This window comes from Bacillus sp. YBWC18, from assembly GCF_002998775.1.
Lineage (GTDB): Bacteria > Bacillota > Bacilli > Bacillales > Bacillaceae > Bacillus.
In genome coordinates this window covers 169,676-191,086 of the sequence record NZ_PVRI01000002.1, presented here as the reverse complement: position 1 = coordinate 191,086, position 21,411 = coordinate 169,676, and the positions used below count along the sequence as shown (strand labels likewise).

Annotated in this window: 23 protein-coding genes; 22 read left to right on the top strand and 1 reads right to left on the bottom strand. The window is 41.8% G+C overall.

Going from position 1 to position 21,411, the window contains the following annotated elements; translation table 11 throughout:
- Positions 1 to 23: 23 nt before the first annotated feature.
- The 8 genes from hemW to mtaB all read left to right on the top strand — a co-directional run bounded on the left by hemW (position 24) and on the right by mtaB (position 9,172).
- Positions 24 to 1,163, top strand: a complete 1,140-nt coding sequence (hemW, locus tag C6348_RS07250; protein ID WP_106042447.1) for a radical SAM family heme chaperone HemW — start codon at positions 24 to 26, stop codon at positions 1,161 to 1,163.
- An 81-nt stretch (positions 1,164 to 1,244) separates the two neighbouring features.
- The gene (hrcA, locus tag C6348_RS07245; protein WP_060596651.1) at positions 1,245 to 2,276 is read left to right on the top strand and encodes a heat-inducible transcriptional repressor HrcA; all 1,032 of its coding nucleotides are present in this window, start codon (positions 1,245 to 1,247) and stop codon (positions 2,274 to 2,276) included.
- Positions 2,277 to 2,339: 63 nt separating this feature from the next.
- Positions 2,340 to 2,897 carry a nucleotide exchange factor GrpE gene (grpE, locus tag C6348_RS07240; RefSeq protein WP_034661362.1) on the top strand — a complete coding sequence of 186 codons (558 nt, stop codon included), beginning with the start codon at positions 2,340 to 2,342 and terminating at the stop codon, positions 2,895 to 2,897.
- A 24-nt stretch (positions 2,898 to 2,921) separates the two neighbouring features.
- Positions 2,922 to 4,763 (top strand): molecular chaperone DnaK, encoded by a 1,842-nt coding sequence (dnaK, locus tag C6348_RS07235; RefSeq protein ID WP_034661361.1) that lies wholly within the window; start codon positions 2,922 to 2,924, stop codon positions 4,761 to 4,763.
- 165 nt (positions 4,764 to 4,928) lie between these two features.
- Positions 4,929 to 6,062: a molecular chaperone DnaJ gene (gene dnaJ / locus C6348_RS07230; protein ID WP_003217525.1), complete on the top strand. Its 1,134-nt coding sequence runs from the start codon at positions 4,929 to 4,931 to the stop codon at positions 6,060 to 6,062.
- A gap of 22 nt (positions 6,063 to 6,084) precedes the next feature.
- Positions 6,085 to 7,020: a 50S ribosomal protein L11 methyltransferase gene (gene prmA / locus C6348_RS07225; protein WP_060596652.1), complete on the top strand. Its 936-nt coding sequence runs from the start codon at positions 6,085 to 6,087 to the stop codon at positions 7,018 to 7,020.
- 23 nt (positions 7,021 to 7,043) lie between these two features.
- A complete protein-coding gene (locus C6348_RS07220) occupies positions 7,044 to 7,814 on the top strand; it encodes a 16S rRNA (uracil(1498)-N(3))-methyltransferase (RefSeq protein WP_106042445.1) in 771 nt (256 codons plus the stop codon).
- Positions 7,814 to 9,172, top strand: a complete 1,359-nt coding sequence (gene mtaB, locus C6348_RS07215) for a tRNA (N(6)-L-threonylcarbamoyladenosine(37)-C(2))-methylthiotransferase MtaB (protein ID WP_034661359.1) — start codon at positions 7,814 to 7,816, stop codon at positions 9,170 to 9,172. Before C6348_RS07220 ends, mtaB begins: the two co-directional genes overlap by 1 nt.
- A 40-nt stretch (positions 9,173 to 9,212) precedes the next feature.
- Here mtaB and C6348_RS07210 read toward each other — a convergent pair whose 3' ends face one another.
- Entirely contained in the window at positions 9,213 to 10,142 is a 930-nt protein-coding gene (locus C6348_RS07210) for a Na/Pi symporter (protein ID WP_106042444.1), read from the bottom strand.
- 182 nt (positions 10,143 to 10,324) lie between these two features.
- On the opposite strand from C6348_RS07210, the gene rpsU reads away from it, so the two are divergent.
- From rpsU to C6348_RS07140, 14 genes are all read left to right on the top strand, one after another.
- Positions 10,325 to 10,498: a 30S ribosomal protein S21 gene (rpsU, locus tag C6348_RS07205; protein ID WP_003152957.1), complete on the top strand. Its 174-nt coding sequence runs from the start codon at positions 10,325 to 10,327 to the stop codon at positions 10,496 to 10,498.
- A 14-nt stretch (positions 10,499 to 10,512) separates the two neighbouring features.
- Positions 10,513 to 10,962, top strand: coding sequence for a GatB/YqeY domain-containing protein (locus C6348_RS07200; protein WP_060596656.1), 450 nt, complete (start codon positions 10,513 to 10,515; stop codon positions 10,960 to 10,962).
- 141 nt (positions 10,963 to 11,103) lie between these two features.
- Positions 11,104 to 12,417 carry an NfeD family protein gene (locus tag C6348_RS07195; protein ID WP_106036875.1) on the top strand — a complete coding sequence of 438 codons (1,314 nt, stop codon included), beginning with the start codon at positions 11,104 to 11,106 and terminating at the stop codon, positions 12,415 to 12,417.
- A 26-nt stretch (positions 12,418 to 12,443) separates the two neighbouring features.
- Positions 12,444 to 13,436: a flotillin-like protein FloA gene (floA, locus tag C6348_RS07190; RefSeq protein WP_034661354.1), complete on the top strand. Its 993-nt coding sequence runs from the start codon at positions 12,444 to 12,446 to the stop codon at positions 13,434 to 13,436.
- A 31-nt stretch (positions 13,437 to 13,467) separates the two neighbouring features.
- Positions 13,468 to 13,965 (top strand): hypothetical protein, encoded by a 498-nt coding sequence (locus tag C6348_RS07185; RefSeq protein ID WP_106042442.1) that lies wholly within the window; start codon positions 13,468 to 13,470, stop codon positions 13,963 to 13,965.
- Positions 13,966 to 14,171: 206 nt separating this feature from the next.
- Positions 14,172 to 14,453, top strand: a complete 282-nt coding sequence (gene yqfC / locus C6348_RS07180) for a sporulation protein YqfC (RefSeq protein WP_012010618.1) — start codon at positions 14,172 to 14,174, stop codon at positions 14,451 to 14,453.
- 18 nt (positions 14,454 to 14,471) lie between these two features.
- Positions 14,472 to 15,662: a sporulation protein YqfD gene (gene yqfD, locus C6348_RS07175; RefSeq protein WP_106042440.1), complete on the top strand. Its 1,191-nt coding sequence runs from the start codon at positions 14,472 to 14,474 to the stop codon at positions 15,660 to 15,662.
- 3 nt (positions 15,663 to 15,665) lie between these two features.
- Positions 15,666 to 16,625, top strand: coding sequence for a PhoH family protein (locus C6348_RS07170; protein WP_060596660.1), 960 nt, complete (start codon positions 15,666 to 15,668; stop codon positions 16,623 to 16,625).
- Between the two features lie 114 nt (positions 16,626 to 16,739).
- The gene (locus C6348_RS07165; RefSeq protein ID WP_411266103.1) at positions 16,740 to 18,851 is read left to right on the top strand and encodes an HD family phosphohydrolase; all 2,112 of its coding nucleotides are present in this window, start codon (positions 16,740 to 16,742) and stop codon (positions 18,849 to 18,851) included.
- The gene (ybeY, locus tag C6348_RS07160; protein ID WP_012010615.1) at positions 18,852 to 19,331 is read left to right on the top strand and encodes an rRNA maturation RNase YbeY; all 480 of its coding nucleotides are present in this window, start codon (positions 18,852 to 18,854) and stop codon (positions 19,329 to 19,331) included.
- Entirely contained in the window at positions 19,309 to 19,695 is a 387-nt protein-coding gene (locus C6348_RS07155; RefSeq protein ID WP_106042436.1) for a diacylglycerol kinase family protein, read from the top strand. The genes ybeY and C6348_RS07155 overlap by 23 nt, the downstream gene beginning before the upstream one ends.
- Before the next feature lie 113 nt (positions 19,696 to 19,808).
- Positions 19,809 to 20,207: a cytidine deaminase gene (locus tag C6348_RS07150; RefSeq protein ID WP_034661347.1), complete on the top strand. Its 399-nt coding sequence runs from the start codon at positions 19,809 to 19,811 to the stop codon at positions 20,205 to 20,207.
- Positions 20,200 to 21,105, top strand: coding sequence for a GTPase Era (era, locus tag C6348_RS07145; protein WP_106042434.1), 906 nt, complete (start codon positions 20,200 to 20,202; stop codon positions 21,103 to 21,105). Before C6348_RS07150 ends, era begins: the two co-directional genes overlap by 8 nt.
- Positions 21,106 to 21,253: 148 nt before the next feature.
- Entirely contained in the window at positions 21,254 to 21,397 is a 144-nt protein-coding gene (locus C6348_RS07140; protein WP_003217288.1) for a YqzL family protein, read from the top strand.
- Positions 21,398 to 21,411 lie beyond the last annotated feature (14 nt).

The window sequence follows — 21,411 nt, the reverse complement described above, 5'->3', positions numbered from 1 at the left end:
ACCTGTAAAGAAGGTGTCATCAAATGAAAGCAGCATACATTCACATTCCATTTTGTGAGCACATTTGCCACTATTGTGATTTTAATAAATTTTTCATTAAAACGCAGCCAGTCGATGAATACTTAGCGGCTCTTGAAAAAGAGATGCAGCACACGATCGAGCAAAAGGGCGAGCAAGAACTAAAGACGATCTTTATTGGCGGGGGAACGCCGACATCACTGACCGTCAGCCAGCTAGACCAGCTCATGAACAGCATTCACCGAGTGTTAAAACCGGCAAAACATCTGGTTGAATTTGCAGTGGAAGCGAACCCAGATGAATTATCACTCGAGAAATTGCATGTGTTAAAAGAAGCCGGTGTCAATCGGCTAAGCTTTGGCGTCCAAACCTTTGAAGATGATTTACTCAAAAAAATCGGACGAGTTCATCAAAAGAAAGATGTCCTCACGTCTTTTCAGCGAGCAAGAGCCGTTGGATTTGACAACATTAGCCTCGACCTCATGTTTGGATTGCCGCATCAAGAAAAGCATCATGTGATGAATTCACTTGAGACAGCTTTCTCATTAGGGGCAGAGCATTATTCTGTCTACTCACTGATTGTGGAGCCCAAAACAGTTTTTTACAACTTAATGCAAAAAGGCAAACTGCATTTACCGCCGCAAGAACGTGAGGCTGAAATGTATGAGCTTGTGATGGATGAAATGGAGCGACATGGATTAAAGCAATACGAAATTAGCAATTACGCCAAGCCTGGCTTTGAAAGCCAGCATAACCTGACCTATTGGAGCAATGAAGACTACTTCGGTTTCGGTGCAGGAGCACACGGGTATGTAGATGGCATCCGAAATGTGAACGCAGGGCCTGTGAAGCATTACTTGGAACTGATTGAGCAAACTGGGTTCCCGTATAAGGAAACTCATCAGGTCACAAAAGCAGAGCAGATAGAAGAAGAAATGTTCTTAGGCCTTCGAAAGATCGAAGGGGTGAAAAGTGCCGACTTCCAAGCCAAATATGGTGCTGCACCAGAAGCTCTTTTTTCCACTGTTCTTGAAGAATTAGAAGAAAAAGGTCTCATTGTAAAAGGTGACATCGGCATTCGTTTAACAAGAAAAGGGAAATTGTTAGGAAATGAAGTATTTCAAGCGTTTCTCGGTGAGTTATAATTGACATTTTAATTTGAGTTTGGTAATTTTGTTTATACAATTAGCACTCGTTGAAAGAGAGTGCTAACAGGGGTGATGATGATGTTAACAAATCGTCAGCTTTTGATTCTGCAAGTCATCATTAATGACTTTATTCGTTCGGCGCAGCCAGTTGGGTCAAGGACTCTTTCTAAAAAAGAGGACATCACATTCAGCTCTGCGACGATTAGAAACGAAATGGCTGATTTGGAGGAACTTGGTTTTATTGAAAAGACCCATTCTTCATCTGGAAGAATTCCTTCAGAAAAAGGATATCGTTATTATGTAGATCATTTGCTCTCTCCGCGAAAACTGTCGTCTAAAGAGCTTGTGCTCATCCAGTCGGCTTTTCAGGAGAAAATTTTTGAGCTGGAAAAAACAGTTCAAAAATCGGCGGAAATTTTATCAGATCTCACAAACTATACATCGATTGTGCTTGGTCCAAAGCTGAGTGAAAATCGATTAAAGCAAATTCAGCTTGTCCCCGTTCAGCCAAACAAAGCAGTAGCGATCATGATTACAGACAGCGGGCATGTTGAAAACAAAACCATTACCTTCTCTGAGCATCTCGATGTCTCCGATATTGAGAAGCTGATGAATATTTTGAACAGCCGATTAGCTGGCGTTCCAATGGACCAGCTGAAGGACAGGATGTATAAAGAAGTGGTCATGCTTCTGCGCACACATTTAAAAGATTATGATCACATTTTAGATGCGCTGGGCAACACATTTACATCGACACAAAATGAATCAAAACTTTTCTTTGGCGGGAAGATTAATATGTTGAATCAGCCAGAGTTTCATGACATCGACCGTATTCGCTCACTCATGATGCTGATTGAGCAAAAGAATGATGTTATGCAGCTGTTTCATCCAAATCAGCAAGGAATCACCATTAAAATCGGTTCAGAAAACAATTTGGAAGCAATGGAGAACTGCAGTTTGATCACAGCCACTTATTCGATTGATCAAAAATCACTTGGCTCCATTGCCATCATCGGTCCAACCCGCATGGATTACGGGCGAGTCGTTAGTCTTTTGCATCATGTATCAAAAGACTTGTCAAACGCACTTTCCAATTTGTATGATGAGTAGGGTGATAAAAGATAGGGGCATTGCCCCTTCGTATTCTTGAATCTTTTGAGGGAGGTGAACACAATGTCAGAAGAAAAACAGACACCTGAGCAAGAAGCAGAGGTTGAAGCACAAGAAGAAGCAGTTCAAGCAGATACTGAGGAAGTAACACATGATGAACAGTCTGCCTTCCAAGAGAAAATCGATGAATTGCAGCAGCTTCTAGATGAAAAAGAAAACAAAATTCTGCGTGTTCAAGCAGATTTTGAAAACTATAAACGCCGTGCTCGAACTGAAGTGGAGACCGTGCAAAAATATCGTTCTCAACATGTTGTCAGCGATCTTCTCCCAGCTCTTGACAACTTTGAAAGAGCGCTTGGAATTGATCCAGACAATGAGCAGACGAAAAGTTTGTTAGAAGGAATGCAAATGGTTTACCGCCAGCTGGTAGAAGCGTTGAAAAATGAAGGCGTTGAACCGATTGAAGCTGTCGGCAAAGAGTTCGATCCAAACCTTCATCAAGCCGTCATGCAAGTTGAAGATGAAAACGTCGATTCAAATATCGTAGTAGAAGAATTGCAAAAGGGCTATAAACTCAAAGACCGAGTTATTCGTCCATCAATGGTAAAAGTAAATCAATAACTACATAATGGGAGGTCATCGATTATGAGTAAAATCATTGGGATTGACTTAGGAACAACAAACTCATGTGTTGCAGTACTTGAAGGCGGAGAGCCAAAAGTTATTGCAAACGCTGAAGGAGCACGTACAACACCATCTGTTGTCGCTTTTAAAAACGGAGAGCGCCAAGTTGGTGAAGTAGCGAAACGTCAATCAATTACAAACCCGAACACGATCATGTCTGTTAAAAGACATATGGGTACAGATTATAAAGTAGAAGTTGAAGGCAAGAACTATACACCGCAGGAAATCTCTGCAATCATTCTTCAACACCTTAAATCTTATGCTGAAGGCTATCTTGGCGAAGAAGTAACAAAAGCTGTTATCACAGTTCCTGCTTACTTCAACGATGCAGAACGCCAAGCGACAAAAGATGCTGGTAAAATTGCTGGTCTTGAAGTAGAACGTATCATCAACGAACCAACAGCAGCTGCACTTGCGTATGGTTTAGATAAAACAGAAGAAGATCAAACGATTCTTGTATACGACCTTGGCGGCGGTACATTTGACGTATCAATCCTTGAGCTTGGAGACGGGGTCTTTGAAGTACGCTCAACTGCTGGTGACAACCGTCTTGGTGGAGACGATTTTGACCAAGTTATCATTGATCACCTAGTAGCTGAATTCAAAAAAGAAAATGGTATTGACCTTTCTAAAGATAAAATGGCGCTTCAGCGTTTAAAAGATGCTGCTGAAAAAGCGAAAAAAGATCTTTCTGGTGTATCTTCTACACAAATCTCATTGCCATTTATCACAGCTGGAGAAGCAGGTCCTCTTCACCTTGAATTAACGCTGACGCGTGCTAAATTCGAAGAGCTTTCTGCAGATCTTGTAGAGCGTACAATGACACCTGTACGTCAATCATTGAAAGATGCTGGTTTATCTGCTAGCGAGATTGATAAAGTCATCCTTGTTGGTGGATCAACTCGTATTCCTGCAGTACAAGAAGCAATCAAAAAAGAAACAGGCAAAGAGCCTCATAAAGGTGTAAACCCTGATGAAGTGGTTGCTCTTGGTGCGGCGATCCAAGGTGGAGTCATCACAGGAGATGTCAAAGACGTTGTTCTTCTTGACGTAACACCACTTTCTTTAGGAATTGAAACAATGGGCGGCGTATTCACGAAGCTGATTGAACGTAATACAACCATTCCAACAAGTAAATCTCAAGTATTCTCAACGGCTGCTGACAACCAAACAGCGGTAGACATCCATGTCCTGCAAGGTGAGCGCCCAATGGCAGCAGACAACAAAACATTAGGCCGTTTCCAATTGACTGACATCCCGCCAGCACCACGCGGCGTACCACAAATCGAAGTATCTTTTGATATCGATAAAAACGGTATTGTCAACGTACGTGCGAAAGATATGGGTACAGGCAAAGAGCAAAACATCACAATCAAATCTTCTTCAGGTCTTTCTGATGATGAGATCGAAAAAATGGTAAAAGAAGCAGAAGAAAATGCTGAAGCAGATGCGAAGAAAAAAGAAGAAATCGAAGTGCGCAATGAAGCAGATCAATTAGTGTTTACAACTGAAAAAACATTAAAAGATCTAGAAGGCAAAATCGATGAAGAGCAAGTGAAAAAAGCAAACGACGCGAAAGATGCACTAAAAGCTGCGATCGAAAAAGGCGAGCTTGAAGACATCAAAGCGAAAAAAGATGAGCTGCAAACAATCGTTCAAGAACTAACGACAAAGCTCTATGAAGAAGCTGCAAAACAAGCACAAGCTCAGCAAGAAGGCGGCGCTGAAGGTGCTCAAAAAGCAGATGACAATGTAGTGGATGCAGAATACGAAGAAGTAAACGACGATCAAGAGAAAAAATAATCACCTTTACTTTTGAAAAAGACTGCTGAAACGTACTCGTCAGAAAGTCAAAGTCAGGATCTCTTGGCTTTGACTTTTTTTCTTTCCAACGATGAAAGGAATTGAAAAAGGTCAAATCAAAATGATACAATCGTATTTATGTGAGAAAATCGGGAGTGTGAAGAGATGAGTAAGCGTGATTACTATGAAGTGCTTGGCGTGAGTAAGAGCGCCTCAAAAGACGAGATCAAAAAGGCATACCGCAAGCTTTCAAAAAAGTATCACCCTGATATTAATAAAGAAGCTGGCTCAGATGAGAAATTCAAAGAAGTAAAAGAAGCCTATGAAACCCTTTCTGACGATCAAAAACGTTCGCAATATGACCAGTTCGGTCATACCGATCCAAACCAAGGCTTTGGCGGCGGCGGTTTTGGCGGAGGAGGAGACTTTGGCGGCTTCGGCGGCTTTGATGACATTTTCTCTAGTATTTTTGGCGGCGGAGCCAGAAGAAGAGATCCAAATGCACCGCGTCAAGGAGCAGACTTGCAATATACAATGACGCTTTCATTTGAAGAAGCAGCATTTGGGAAAGAAGCAACGATTGAAATCCCTCGCGAGGAATCATGTGAAACATGTCATGGATCAGGGGCAAAGCCTGGGACAGAAGCAAAGACTTGTTCACATTGCGGCGGCTCTGGTCAATTAAATGTTGAGCAGTCAACTCCGTTTGGTAAAGTGGTCAACCGCAGAGTATGTAACTACTGCAGCGGAACAGGAAAACAAATCGATCACAAATGTTCTACATGTGGCGGCTCTGGTAAAGTGCGTAAGCGTAAGAAAATCAATGTAACGATCCCAGCAGGTGTTGACGATGGTCAGCAGCTCAGAGTGTCTGGTCAAGGGGAACCAGGTGTAAATGGAGGGCCTCCAGGCGATCTATTTGTTGTGTTCCATGTGCGTTCGCATGAATTCTTCGAACGTGACGGAGATGACATTTACTGCGAAATGCCGCTAACCTTTGCACAGGCTGCATTAGGTGACGAAATTGAAGTGCCGACATTACACGGTAAAGTAAAATTGAAAGTCCCTGCTGGCACGCAAACTGGCACGAAGTTTAGACTCAAAGGAAAAGGTGTGAAAAATGTACGCGGCTATGGCCAAGGCGATCAGCATATCGTTGTACGAGTCGTCACACCGACAAATTTAACGGACAATCAAAAAGATATCATTAGAAAATTTGCTGAAGTGAGCGGAAATAAACCGGACGAACAAGAAATGAGCTTCTTCGATAAGGTGAAACGCGCATTTAAAGGCGAGTAAGACGGATAAGGAGTTGGTAGTATTGAAGTGGTCAGAAATTAGCGTCCATACAACAAATGAAGCGGTGGAACCGATCACCAATATTTTGCATGAAGCAGGTGCAAGTGGTGTCGTGATTGAGGACCCGCTTGATTTAGTCAAGGAACGTGAAAATGTATACGGTGAGATCTACCAGCTCGATCCGAATGACTATCCTGATGAAGGGGTCATCGTCAAAGCCTATCTTCCAATGAACAGCTTTTTGATGGAAACGGTAGATGAGATCAAAGAAGCCATCAATAATCTTCTTCTATACGATATTGATCTTGGACGAAATACGCTGTCCATTTGTGAAGTAAATGAAGAAGAATGGGCCACCGCATGGAAAAAATACTATCATCCTGTGAAAATCTCTGAAAAATTCACCATCGTTCCAACATGGGAAGAATATACTCCGGTTCATTCTGATGAACTGATTATTGAAATGGACCCAGGAATGGCCTTTGGAACAGGGACGCATCCAACAACCGTTCTTTGTATTCAGGCACTTGAGCGCTATGTGAAGGAAAACGATACGGTGATTGATGTTGGAACAGGCTCCGGGATTTTAAGTGTGGCAGCAGCGATGGTTGGTGCAAAGGACATTCAAGCCTTTGATCTCGACACCGTTGCGGTTGAAAGTGCGAAGCAAAACATCGAGCTAAATGGTGTAAGCGAACAAGTGACGGTCAAGCAAAACAACTTACTTGATGGGATTTCAGGTGAACGTGATGTGATCGTCGCCAACATTCTCGCAGAAGTGATTTTGCGCTTTACAGATCAAGCCTATGACTTATTGAAGAAAGATGGCTATTTCATTACATCAGGCATCATTGGACAAAAGAAATTACAAGTCAAAACAGCACTAGAAGAAGCAGGTTTTGACATTGTTGAAGTGCTGTCAATGGAAGATTGGGTCAGCATTATAGCGAAAAAATAAAGCGAGTAGGTGTCAGGACACGTATGCAACGATATTTTATCGACCTCACGAAAGAAGAAGTGATCGCAAAGGGATCTATCGTCATAAAAGGTGAAGATGTACATCACCTTTCCAACGTCATGCGCATGAAAGCAGGGCAGGAAATCCTTTGCTTAACGACAGACGGCTTTGAAGCGCTCAGTAAAATTGATACAATAACAAAGGAAGAAGTCATTTGTCACGTTGAAGGCTGGACAAATCAGGACAGAGAGCTTCCGGTAAAAGTAACAATTGCGAGCGGTCTCCCAAAAGGAGATAAGCTTGAGCTGATTATCCAAAAAGGCACAGAGCTTGGCGCAAGTGCATTTATCCCGTTTCAAGCGGCTCGTTCCATTACAAAGCTTGACCAAAAGAAGTCACATAAAAAACGAGAACGCTGGGAGAAAATCGCGAAAGAAGCAGCTGAGCAGTCCTACCGGAATATCATTCCTCGTGTTTATCCAGTATCAACGTTTAAAGAGCTGACTCAATTAGCTGGTGAATTCGATAAATGTGTCGTTGCATACGAAGAATCATCGAAAGAAGGAGAGCAAAGCCGCTTTCAAACTGTGCTCCAACAGATGAAAGGCGGACAAACCTTGCTCGTGGTTTTTGGCCCTGAAGGCGGTTTGGCAGAAAAGGAGATTGACGAGCTTGAAACGCTTGGTGCAGTCATTTGCGGGCTCGGACCACGCATTTTAAGAACGGAAACAGCTCCTCTTTACGCGCTTTCTGCTATATCTTATCAAACAGAGTTATTAAGAGGTGAATCATGATGGGAACAGTAGCGTTCCATACACTTGGCTGTAAGGTCAATCACTATGAAACAGAAGCGATCTGGCAGCTGTTTAAAGAAGCAGGCTATGAAAGAAAAGAGTATGAATCAAAAGCAGACGTATATGTCATTAATACATGTACGGTCACGAATACAGGCGATAAGAAAAGCCGCCAAGTTATTAGAAGAGCCATTCGTCATAACCCGGATGGTGTCATTTGTGTAACAGGCTGTTATGCGCAAACATCTCCAGCAGAAATCATGGCGATTCCTGGCGTTGATATTGTCGTGGGAACACAAGACAGACATAAATTACTTGGTTACATTGAAGAATATCGCAGAGAAAGACAGCCGATTAATGGGGTTGGCAATATCATGAAAGCACGTGTGTTTGAAGAACTCGATGTTCCTGCATTTACAGACAGAACACGCGCTTCATTAAAAATCCAAGAAGGCTGTAACAATTTCTGTACATTCTGCATTATTCCTTGGGCTCGCGGACTTCTTCGTTCTCGTAATCCAGAAGAGGTCATCAACCAAGCGCAGCAGCTTGTGGATGCCGGCTATAAAGAAATTGTATTAACAGGTATTCACACAGGCGGATACGGAGAAGACTTAAAGGATTATAACTTTGCAAAGCTTCTGAAAGAATTAGATGAACGTGTCATCGGTTTAAAACGAATCCGTATTTCATCTATCGAAGCAAGCCAAATTACAGATGAAGTGATTGAAGTGCTTGATCAGTCAGATAAGATTGTCAGACACTTGCACATCCCGCTTCAATCTGGCTCTAATACAGTCCTGAAAAGAATGCGCCGTAAATATACGATGGAATTCTTTGCAGAGCGTTTAACAAAGCTGAAAAAAGCATTGCCAGGCCTTGCTGTCACTTCTGATGTGATTGTTGGATTCCCTGGGGAAACAGAGGAAGAGTTTTTGGAAACGTACAATTTTGTCAAAGACCATCAATTCTCTGAACTACACGTATTCCCTTACAGCAAACGTACAGGTACGCCAGCTGCAAGAATGGAAGATCAAGTGGATGAAAATGTGAAAAACGAACGCGTCCACCGCTTGATTGCTCTTTCTGACCAGCTTGCGAAAGAATATGCATCAGCTTATGAAGGAGATGTCCTAGAGATTATTCCGGAAGAATCCTTCAAAGAACAAGAAGGAAAGCACAATCTTTATGTGGGATATACAGATAACTATATGAAGGTTGTTTTTGAAGGAACAGAGGACATGATCGGCCGTTTGGTCAAAGTGAAAATCATGAAAGCGGGTTATCCTTATAACGAAGGACAATTCGTTCGTATCAGTGATGATGTGCAAACAGACAAAGTGAGAATGACCTCATAATCAATAAAAAACCGGCTGCCAAAAGGGCAAGCTGGTTTTTTTATTTTGACTGATTTGGTAAAAGACATAAGATCAATGTGTGAAATGGATGAATGAACGGGAAGAAAAGCAAAGAGCTTGCCACATTAAACAGCAGGCTGAAGTGCGCAATTTGCTGGGCTGGAGCGTTTGCAAGAAGGGCGACGAATTCCGTCATCGTGGCGAGAAATGGGAGACATAAAAGCACGCCGAGCACATTAAACAAAACGTGTGCATAAGCCGTTTGTCGTGCTGCATAGCCGCCAGATATGGCAGCCATTACGGCTGTAATACATGTCCCGATATTTGACCCTAACACAAAGCTGATGCCTTCCTGAAGCCCAACAGTTCCTTCATTCATAAACCCCATTAAAATGCCGATACAGACGGAGCTCGAATGAACAATCGCTGTGAAAATGGTACCCGAAAGCAGCGCCGTCCAGTCAGAATGCTGCATCATTTCAAGAAAGCGCAATGTCTCAGGTTGACTTGTCATCATACCTGCAATTTTAGAAAAGCCTTGAATACAAAAAAAGATCATCCCGAGCCCAAATATACTTTTTCCTGCATGCCTAAAAAATTTTCTGCCAAACATGATGCATATCAGACCAGCTAGGATCAAGACCCACATGAAAACATCCATTTTAATGGCTATAAATTCTGTTGTAAACGTGGAGCCAATATTGGTGCCAAGAATCATTGGAATGGATTTTTTAAAAGAGAGAATGCCTGTACTGACAAAGCCGATCACGATGACCATAAACGCTGAACTGCTTTGAAGAATCCCTGTAAATACGATGCTGACCAAGAATGCTTTTATTGGATGATCTGTAAAGAGAAGAAGTGATTTCTCAATACGAGACGACGCAAGCGCCATTAATCCTTTTCTCAGCAAACCCATTGACCATAAAAAAATGAAAATAAGTGCACAAAAATAAATGATCGCCATCATAGAAAAGTCCTCCTCTTACCAATGAATATATGGACTTGTCTACCTGCTCATGACGAAAATATATTTCCAAATCACTTAGTTGACCTCACACTAGGCTTATATTATAATGTCTAGGTACATGTTTTGCATGTATATCTTTTTTTAATGCAGTCGATTGGTGTATTCGGAGGGAGGGAAAGAGAATGTCAAAAACGGTCGTTAGAAAAAACGAATCGCTTGAAGATGCTCTTCGTCGCTTTAAACGCAGTGTATCCAAAACTGGAACATTGCAAGAAGCAAGAAAGCGTGAATTTTATGAAAAGCCTAGCGTAAAGCGCAAGAAAAAGTCTGAAGCTGCTAGAAAACGTAAATTCTAAAGAGGGTGGATTTTATGAGTCTTCTTGAGCAATTAAATACTGATATGAAGCTTTTTATGAAAAACCGTGAGAAAGACAAGCTTGTTGTCATTCGTATGGTAAAGGCTTCGCTCCAAAATGAAGCAATTAAGCTTAAGAAAGACAGTTTGACCGGCGATGAGGAACTAACCGTCCTTTCCCGCGAGATTAAGCAACGTAAAGACTCCCTCCATGAATTTTCGAAAGCTAATCGCTTAGATTTAGTAGATAAAGTTCAAAAAGAGATTGACATCTTAGACGTTTATTTACCTGAACAGTTTTCTGAAGAAGAACTGCAAACGATCGTGAAAGAAACGATCGCTGAAACAGGTGCTTCATCGAAGGCTGATATGGGTAAAGTCATGAGCGCTATTATGCCAAAAGTAAAAGGTAAAGCTGATGGTGCTGTCATTAACAGACTTGTCAGCGAGCAGCTGTCTCAATAAAAAAGTATCCTTCTATTGTTAGAAGGGTACTTTTTTTATACCTTCATCATTCTGTCATATAAAAATGAAACCTATGATACATTTGTAACGTATGTAAAGGAACGGTAAAATGGAAGATAGAGAGGAGGGATCACCAAATAGATGAAAAAAATAAAAATTTCTATTGCTCTCTTCAGTTGTTTTATAATATGCTTGTTATTAGGGGTTCAATTGACCGCGAAATCAGTAGATCAGAAAGTTCATGTTATCCCAATTGAAGATACAGTAGAAAAAGGACTTTCTAAATTTATTGAACGATCATTTGAGCAGGCAAAGTCCGAACGAGCGAAACATATCATTCTAGACATCAATACACCAGGTGGTGCAGTCGATGCGGCGCTTGAGATTGCAGATACCATTCGTGCGTCTGATATCCCTGTGACAGCATTTGTGAATCATAGAGCGCTTTCAGCCGGGGCATTCCTTGCACTAAATGCCGACGAGATTTATATGACCCCAAATGGAAAGATGGGAGCTGCTGCGATCATTGATGGGGAAGGCAATGCTGCCGATCAAAAATCTGAATCGCTATGGCTTGCTGAAATGAGTGATGCTGCCGAAAAGCAGGGGCGTGATCCGAAATATGCGCTTGCGATGGCTGATCCAGACATAGATGCGAAGGATGCTGGTGCACCAAAAGGAGAACTGCTCACCTTTAATACGGATCGAGCGCTTCAATTTGGTTACGCAGAAGGTGAAGCGAAGAATTTAGATGACTTGCTTCAGAAGCTGAAATTAGCAGACGCTTCTGTTCAATACGATGAAGTGAGCTTTGCTGAAAAGGTTGCGCGCTTTCTCACGCACCCAATCGTCATTCCAATCCTTTTATCCATCGCAAGCTTAGGGTTAATTGTTGAGCTCTATTCTCCAGGCTTTGGGGTTCCAGGCACCATGGGAGTGACAGCGCTTCTTTTATTCTTTTATGGACATCTCGTGGCTGGTTTTGCAGGATATGAGACGTTGTTCCTGTTCTTAGCAGGGATATTGCTCATTATTCTGGAATTGTTTTTGCCGGGGGGAATCGTAGGTGTCATTGGACTGATCTGTGTTGTTGCCAGCTTATTTTTAGCAGCTGGAAGCTTTACAGAAATGGCGATTTCCATCTTGATTGCCACTGCTGTTTCAATCATAGCAGTTATTTTATTGACAAAGGTGTTGGGGAAACGTATGAAATTTTTTAAAAAGTTCATTTTAACCGATTCAACCAATAAAGAAAGCGGTTATGTCTCAAATGAAACAAGAGAGGATCTTGTTGGACAGATCGCTGTTACATTAACAGCGCTTCGCCCATCTGGGACGGCTGTACTCGGAGATGAGCGCATTGACGTTGTGTCAGAAGGTGCGTTTATTGACAAGGATGAACAGGTTAAAATCGTCAAAGCGGAAGGCTCACGCATTGTCGTGAGGAAAGTATAGATAACTGATTTTATAGGAGGAATAAAATGGATCCATCTACTTTACTATTATTTGTGATTATCGCAGCAGGTCTGATCGTTCTATCGATCTTCTTCACCTTTGTACCGGTGATGCTGTGGATTTCTGCCTTAGCGGCTGGCGTAAGAGTGAGCATTTTTACACTTGTAGGAATGAGACTTCGCCGAGTCATTCCAAACCGAGTGGTCAATCCGCTCATCAAAGCACATAAAGCAGGTCTTGATGTGACGATTAACCAATTAGAAAGTCACTACCTGGCAGGTGGTAACGTTGACCGTGTTGTGAACGCATTAATCGCAGCTCAACGTGCGAATATCGAATTGAACTTTGCACGCTGTGCAGCGATCGACCTAGCAGGCCGTGACGTACTTGAAGCTGTACAAATGAGTGTAAATCCTAAAGTCATTGAAACACCATTTATCTCTGGTGTGGCAATGGACGGGATTGAAGTAAAAGCCAAAGCACGTATTACAGTTCGTGCAAACATCGAACGACTTGTCGGTGGTGCAGGGGAAGAAACAATCATTGCTCGTGTAGGTGAAGGAATTGTCTCTACAATCGGTTCATCAAATAATCATAAAAAGGTTCTAGAGAATCCTGATATGATTTCTCAAACGGTTCTAGGAAAAGGATTAGATTCAGGTACTGCATTTGAAATTCTCTCGATTGATATCGCAGATGTGGATATCGGTAAGAACATCGGGGCGATTCTGCAAACGGACCAAGCAGAAGCTGACAAAAACATCGCACAAGCGAAAGCGGAAGAACGCCGCGCAATGGCTGTTGCCCAAGAACAAGAAATGCGTGCAAGAGTTGAAGAAATGCGCGCGAAAGTCGTAGAAGCAGAGGCTGAAGTACCACTTGCAATGGCTGAAGCATTACGCGAAGGTAATATTGGAGTCATGGACTACATGAACATTAAGAATATCGATGCTGATACGGATATGAGAGATTCATTTGGTAAAATGACAAAAGGTCCATCTGATAATGAAAACAAATAAGCATCCTCTCACGCTTTAAGGAGGGAGCCCAATGGACATTCTATTTGAAAATCCGTTACTAATTGCGATTATCATCGGTATCATCTCTGCTGTATTTGGGAAAATCGGCAAACAAGAGGAGAAGGAACAAAACAACCAGCAACATAAGCCGGCTCCTCAGAATAAGCCTATGCCTCAAAAGAAAGCAGAACAAACCAGCCCGAACCCAGTGAAAACAGACCAGTTGGACGATTTCGGCGATGTACATGATCATGGCGGGATGAAGAAACAAGGTTCACAGTCCTTACAGGATCGTTATACCGCTACACTAGCTGAAATGGAAGAAAGAAAAAGCGAGCTGAATAAAGAGTTCAAATCTCTTGAAAGGCAGCTGACTAGACCGAAAGCTTCTGCTGCGGAAATGAAGCCGCACGTCATTGACAGGCTTAACCAAAATACTGTTGTTCAAGGCATGCTTCTTGGAGAAGTATTTGGAGAGCCGCGCGCGAAAAAGCCGCACAGAACGATGAAACGGCCGTATAAAAGATAAAGAAGAAAGTCCCTTTATATAAAGGGGCTTTTTTGTTTTTCCTGATGGAGATTTCTCGCAGTAAAAATGATGAAACGGCTGTTTTGCGGGATTCATTAGCATGATCTGAACCGCTGAGGAATAGGATGATATAGAGGCTTTCTCATCAGTCTCACCATCTTTCAGTTTGATCTCATACACATGGGGCGGGAAGGGGTTCTTATTGAATGGGAAAAAGAAAAAATCGACTTAAAGCATGGCTGACAAGAACACTTGAAATCCCTCCAGACGTCATGATGGATCTTCCCCGTATTACGATGGTTGGCAGACTCCACATTTACATAGAGAACCATAAAGGGCTTTTGCTTTTCAGTGATCAAGAGGTAAGGCTGATGCTCAAACAAGGACAATGCATTATTTCAGGGAAAGATTTTGTGATTAAAACGATTTTGCCAGAAGAGATCTTATTAGAAGGGAAAATCGATGAGGTCCGTTATATTGATTCTTAACTGACGGAGGGGAGAAGTGTGAAGAATAAATGGTTCGCCTATTTTATTGGCAGAGTGGAAGTGGAGATCAAGGGAAACGGCATTGAGCGGCTCATCAATGAGTGCACGAGACAGGGGATCACAATGTTTCAAGTGAGCCGCCGTCAAGACAGCGTGCGCTTATTTATTCGCTTATCAGATGTACATGCCTTCAGAAAAGTACAAAGACATCATGAAGTGACATGTTCATTTCATCAAAAGAAGGGATTTCCGTTTCTTCTCCTATGGTCAAGGAAGAATATTGGGTTTACCCTTGGGATTGTGTGTTTTCTAGCGACGATATTGGCGCTTTCAAACATGGTGTGGAAAATTGATATTAAAGGAGCCAATCCAGAAACTGAACATCAGATGAGAAAGCATTTAGACGAGATTGGAGTGCAAAAAGGCCGTTTTCAGTTTCTAATGGGAACACCTGAGAAAATTCAAAAATCACTGACCGCTAATATTCAAAGCATTACATGGGTCGGCGTTGAACTAAACGGTACAACATTTCAAATGAAAGTTGTGGAAAAAAATGAGCCGGAAGAAGAGAAATATACGAGTCCTCAGCACATCGTTGCCAAGAAGAAGGCTGTCATCACGAGAATGTATGTGGAAAAAGGGGAGCCGCTTGCCGCAGTTGATGAACATGTGAAGAAAGGGCAGATGCTCGTCTCTGGCCTCATCGGCAGCGAAGACCAGCAAAAAACGGTGGGTGCTAGAGCGAAAATTTATGGTGAAACGTGGTACCGTTCTGAAGTTTCTGTCCCTCTTCGAACATCTTTTGATGTCTTTACGGGTAAAATGAAGACAAAGCACAAGCTCTCCGCATTTGGAGGTTCAATGCCATTTTGGGGCATTTCCTTTAAAAAGGATGATTTTAAGCAGCCAAAAACAGAAACAGAAGTTCACCCACTACATTTCTTAAACTTCCAGCTCCCATTTTCCTATGAAAAAGAAATAACACGCGAAAGTGAAAAAATAAATCGGACATACACAAATAAAGAAGCGGTTCAAGCAGGGATTAAAATGGGTAAAAAAGAATTAGAAGAGAAGCTAGGTCAAACAGGAGAGGTGAAAAGTGAAAAAGTTTTGCACGAGACAACAGGGAATGGTAAAGTTAAGTTAATCATCCTTTACCAAGTAATAGAAGATATTGTTCAACCAACACCTATTGTTCAGGGAGACTAGAGAATGACAGAACATTTACTTGAAATTCAACAAAAATTAGATAGCCCAAACGAAGCGATTGCTTTATTTGGAAATCAAGATGCTTATCTGAAACTGATGGAAAACGAGCTGAATGTCTCCATTATTACGCGCGGAGAAAAAGTGTATGTTTCTGGTCAGGAAGCATCAAGAGAAACAGCGAGCCGTCTGATTACATCTCTCTTACATCTCATCCGAAAAGGAATTGAGATTTCTGAACGGGATGTCGTCTATGCCATTAAAATGGCGCAAAAAGACAAGCTCAATTATTTTGAAAATATGTATGAAGATGAAATTACGAAAAATGCTAAAGGGAAGTCAATCAGGGTAAAAACCATTGGCCAGCGGGAATATGCTGCGGCGATGAAAAAAGATGACCTGGTCTTTGGAATTGGACCAGCTGGAACAGGGAAGACGTATTTGGCAGTCGTCAACGCGGTACATGCACTGAAAAATGGACATGTGAAACGGATTATCCTGACAAGACCAGCTGTTGAAGCAGGAGAGAGTCTTGGCTTTTTACCAGGTGATCTAAAGGAAAAAGTAGATCCTTATTTAAGACCACTATATGATGCCTTGCATGATGTGCTTGGCAGTGATCATACGGAACGTTTAATCGAGCGCGGCGTGATTGAAATAGCGCCTCTTGCCTACATGAGAGGGCGGACACTCGATGATGCATTTGTTATTTTAGATGAAGCGCAGAATACAACGCCTGCCCAAATGAAAATGTTTTTGACGAGACTTGGGTTTGGCTCTAAAATGGTCATTACAGGAGATATTACACAGATTGATCTGCCGAAGGGCATGCAGTCTGGTCTTGCAGCTGCAAAGGACATGCTTGCAGAGATCAAGGGCATTTCATTTATTGAGTTAGACCAGACAGATGTGGTCAGACACCCGCTTGTGGCGAAGATCATCGGAGCATACGAAAAGCAAAAATGAACTTAGTGACCCGATCGTCTTCATCGGGTCATTTTGTTTCGATCGTGGTTTAAAGTAAAAAAGGAGGTACTTTCCTTGAGAAAGAATCAGAAAGACAGTCAGCGCAAAAGACTGCTGTCTAAAAAAGAACCTCAGAAAATGGAGCGCTCACGTTATTTAAATGTTTTGCTATACGCTGGTTTAGCAGCCATTCTATTCGTGGTGCTCTTCTTCCATGTAAAGCCTGAATCGCTCGACTTAGATTTATTTTCAGTGAGCGAACAGACCATCTATTCTCCATCAACCGTCGATGATCAAGAAGCGACAGAAGAAAAGAAGCAAGAAGCAACAGATCAAGTAGAGGATCAATATACACTCAAAAAAGCGTATTCTGACAATCGTGTTGACCTCATCTCCTCCCTTTTTGAAGCCATTAAAGAAGAGAAGAAAGCAGCTGATGAAAAAGAGAATCCGCCATCAGATAAAGAAATGGTCAAGCGTGTCAAAGAAAAACTCACATCAGATATGCAGGAGGCTGTTTCAGACCAATCCATCAAAGCACTGCTTCAGGCAAGTGACGAAAATCTCTCTTTTACTAAGGATTCCATCATCACAGTGGTGAATTCACTGATGAGTAAAGAAATCACAGCAGCGAAATTACAAGATGAGAAAAAACAAGTGAAAACAGAGCTTGAAAATAATTCAATTCCATCAAAATACTTAAATGCAGCAAAAGAAATCGGTGAATTTGCGATCATTCCAAACTATGTATTTGATCCAGTGGCTACAGAGAAGAAAAGACAAGAAGCCGCTGATAATATTCAGCCGGTTCAGATTAAGCAAGGGCAAATTTTAGTCGAAGAAGGAGAACTTATCGACCGGGAAGTGTATCGTAAATTAGAACTGACAGGCCTCTTAAACAGCTCCAATTTGATTAAGCCTGTAAGCGGTCTTATGATATTGATTGGTCTGTTTTTAGCAGCGATTATTCATTCACTTGAAACGAGGAAAAAATCGCTTGTTCATAAGAATAAGTCGTTGCTGCTCTACTCGCTTATTTTCACCATTATTTTAGTCATCATGGAAGTATTCAGTCTCTTCCAGGAAACGAAGTATACGACTATAGGTTATGTGGTACCAGTGGCACTTGGCACGATGCTGATCAAGCTGCTTATCAATGAGCGGCTAGCGATCTTCTCTGGCCTTGTATTTGCTCTTTGCGGCAGTATGATGTTTAATCAAGGAGTAACCGGCGTCTTTAACTATGTGATCTGTGCTTATTACCTTGTGAACGGGATGGCGGGCATTTTATTTTTGAGAAAGCATAATGCACGTTCAAAAATATTGCAGGCAGGGCTATGGGTCGCTTTGGTGAATGTCCTTGTGGTTCTAGCCATTACGCTGATCCAAAACTCCTCACCATCAGGGCTTGAAATCGGTGTGAACCTCATGATGGCGTTTGTGTCAGGGTTTGCATCATCTATTTTGGTCATCGGGTTAATGCCTGTGTTTGAGAGTATGTTCGGCATCCTTTCAACAATGAAGCTGATTGAATTATCAAACCCAAATCATCCGCTGCTCAAAAAGATTTTAACAGAGACACCAGGTACATATCATCATAGTGTCATGGTGGCAAATTTAGCGGATGCTGCATGTGAAGCAGTTGGCGCAAACGGTCTTTTAGCAAGGGTCGGCGCTTATTATCATGACATTGGGAAAACGAAAAGACCGCAATACTTTATCGAAAACCAAATGAACATTGATAATCCGCATGACAAGCTTTCTCCTCAGCTAAGTAAAAATATCATTATTGCCCATACGACAGATGGAGCTGATATGCTGAGAGAAAAGAAGTTTCCTGAAGAGCTTGTCGATATTGCAGAACAGCATCACGGGAAGTCACTGTTAAAGTTCTTTTACTATAAGGCAAAAGAGCGTGATGATCAGGTGACAGAGGAAGAATTCCGTTATCCTGGTCCAAAACCGCAATCAAAAGAAGCGGCAATTATTTCTGTAGCGGACAGCGTTGAAGCGGCAGTACGATCGATGCATAATCCAAATCCAGAGCGAATCGAAAAGCTCGTCAAAGGCATTATTTCAGATAAAATGCAGGATGGGCAATTTAGTGAATGTGATCTGACATTTAAAGAATTAAGTATTATTGGTCAAACGATTTGTACAACATTAAAGGGGATTTTTCATTCTCGGATTGAATATCCAGATGCCCCGAAGCAGAAGGTGAAGTAAATGACATTGTTAATCGATTTAATAGATGAAACAGGACAAGTATCAAAAGAGCAGCTTGAAGAAGTGGAAAAGCTTCTTCAGTTCGCTGCAGATGCCCTTGAGGTCAAAGATCAAGCGGAGGTATCAGTGACGATCGTCTCGAATGAAGAGATTCATCAAATCAATAAAGAATACCGCGGGAAAGACGCACCAACGGATGTCATCTCCTTTGCACTTGAGGAAGAAGGAGAAGGGGAAATTGAAATCATTGGTGCTGATGATATTCCGCCTGTACTCGGCGACATCATCATTAGTGTGGACCGTACAAAAGAGCAGGCAGAGGAATATGGACATTCCTTTATGAGAGAGCTTGGATTTCTCACCATTCATGGGTTCCTTCATTTGCTCGGGTTTGATCATATGACAGAGGAAGATGAAAAAGAAATGTTCGCCAAACAGACAAAGATCTTGGATGATTATGGCCTTTCAAGATCTTCGTAAGAAAAGAAGGCCGCTTGCCCGTTTTTTTCGGAGTTTTTATTATGCATTTAGAGGAATATGGCGAACTTTCTTGAATGAACGGAATTTTCGATTTCACACAGTCGCAGCCATCATCGTGGTGATCTGCGGCTTTTGGTTTCACATTGAACCATTCGAATGGATGATCGTTTTGCTTTTATGCGGGGGGATGTTTGCGCTTGAACTTGTCAATACAGCCATTGAACATACAGTGGACCTGATGACAGAAGAGAAGCACCCTCTTGCAGAGAGAGCGAAGGACGCTGCAGCAGGCGCTGTTTGCGTTTACGCCGCGGTTTCGGTTATGATTGGGTTGATCATCTTCTTACCGAAGATCATGCAATAGAACAATATTACTATTTATTAACATTTTTAGAAATGGGCGTGAAAATGTCACGTGAATTATGTAAAATATAAATGTGACAGTGGGTCCATTTCTTCTGAAAGTGGGAACTAGGAATGAACAAACAAGAGTTGATTTCAGAAGCAGTTAAAGCAAGAGATTTTGCATATGTACCCTATTCAAAATTCAAAGTCGGTGCAGCATTATTGTCGAATGATGGAAAAGTGTATGGCGGCTGCAACATTGAAAATGCAGCATATGGCATGTGTAATTGTGCGGAAAGAACAGCACTTTTTAAAGCCTATTCAGAAGGCATCACATCGTTTCAAATGCTAGCGGTAGTGGCTGATACAGACCGGCCTGTTTCGCCGTGCGGCGCATGCAGACAGGTCATTTCAGAGCTATGTGCACCTGATATGCCAGTGATTCTAACGAACTTAAAAGGACATATATACGAAACAACAGTAAACGAACTATTGCCAGGCGCATTTTCACCGGAGGATTTAAATGACTAACGAAAGCTTCAAATCAGGATTTGTATCAATTATTGGAAGACCAAATGTAGGAAAATCAACCTTTCTTAATCGTGTGATTGGACAAAAGATCGCCATCATGAGTGATAAGCCCCAAACGACACGAAACAAAGTGCAAGGTGTCTTGACAACAAACACGTCACAAACGATCTTTATCGATACACCAGGGATTCATAAACCTAAGCATAAGCTTGGTGACTTTATGATGAGAGTGGCTACAAATACACTGAAGGAAGTCGACCTGATCTTGTTTATGATCAATGCACAGGAAGGCTATGGCAAGGGTGATGAATTCATCATTGAACGACTCAAGCAAACATCTACACCGGTATTCCTAGTCGTCAATAAAATCGACCAAATTCACCCAGATGAGCTGTTCCTTTTAATTGATGAATACCGCACACGTTATCCATTTAAGGAAATTGTGCCAATTTCAGCTCTTGAAGGAAACAACATTGACACGCTTCTTCAGCAGATTGAAGGTTATCTTCCTAAGGGCCCTCAATTTTATCCGGCAGATCAAGTAACAGATCATCCAGAGCGGTTTATTATTTCTGAATTAATTCGTGAAAAAGTGCTGCATTTAACGAGAGAAGAGATCCCGCACAGTATTGCAGTTGCGATCGAATCCATTAAGCCAGATGAAAATGGCAAGATCCATGTTGCGGCGACCATTGTCGTAGAACGTGATTCACAAAAAGGGATCGTCATTGGTAAACGAGGCAGCTTATTAAAAGAAGTGGGACAAAAAGCGCGCAGAGATATTGAAGCACTTCTCGGTTCAAAAGTGTATCTGGAGCTTTGGGTAAAGGTTCAGAAGGACTGGCGTAATAAATCCACTCACCTTCGTGACTTCGGATTTAGAGAAGACGAATATTAAAAAATCGCTGTTGTTGTCATAAAATCTGACAATGGTGCGGTTCGATTAGTAAAAATTGTTTATCATGAAATGGAGGTAGCTTGGTCAAGATAAAATTAATATGTTGGATGTAGCGTTGCTGCTTCTAATAAAGAAAGGTGGGGTTTTTATGTTGAATTTTACATGGAACGTATTTTCACAAACAGGAAGCGTTGACACGTATCTGCTTTTCAAAGAGTTAGAAAAGGAGAACCTGGAAAGACCCGATGTACTTGAAGAAGAGATAGCACGATTTGATTTTCCAATCTTATAATTCTTGACCCCCTC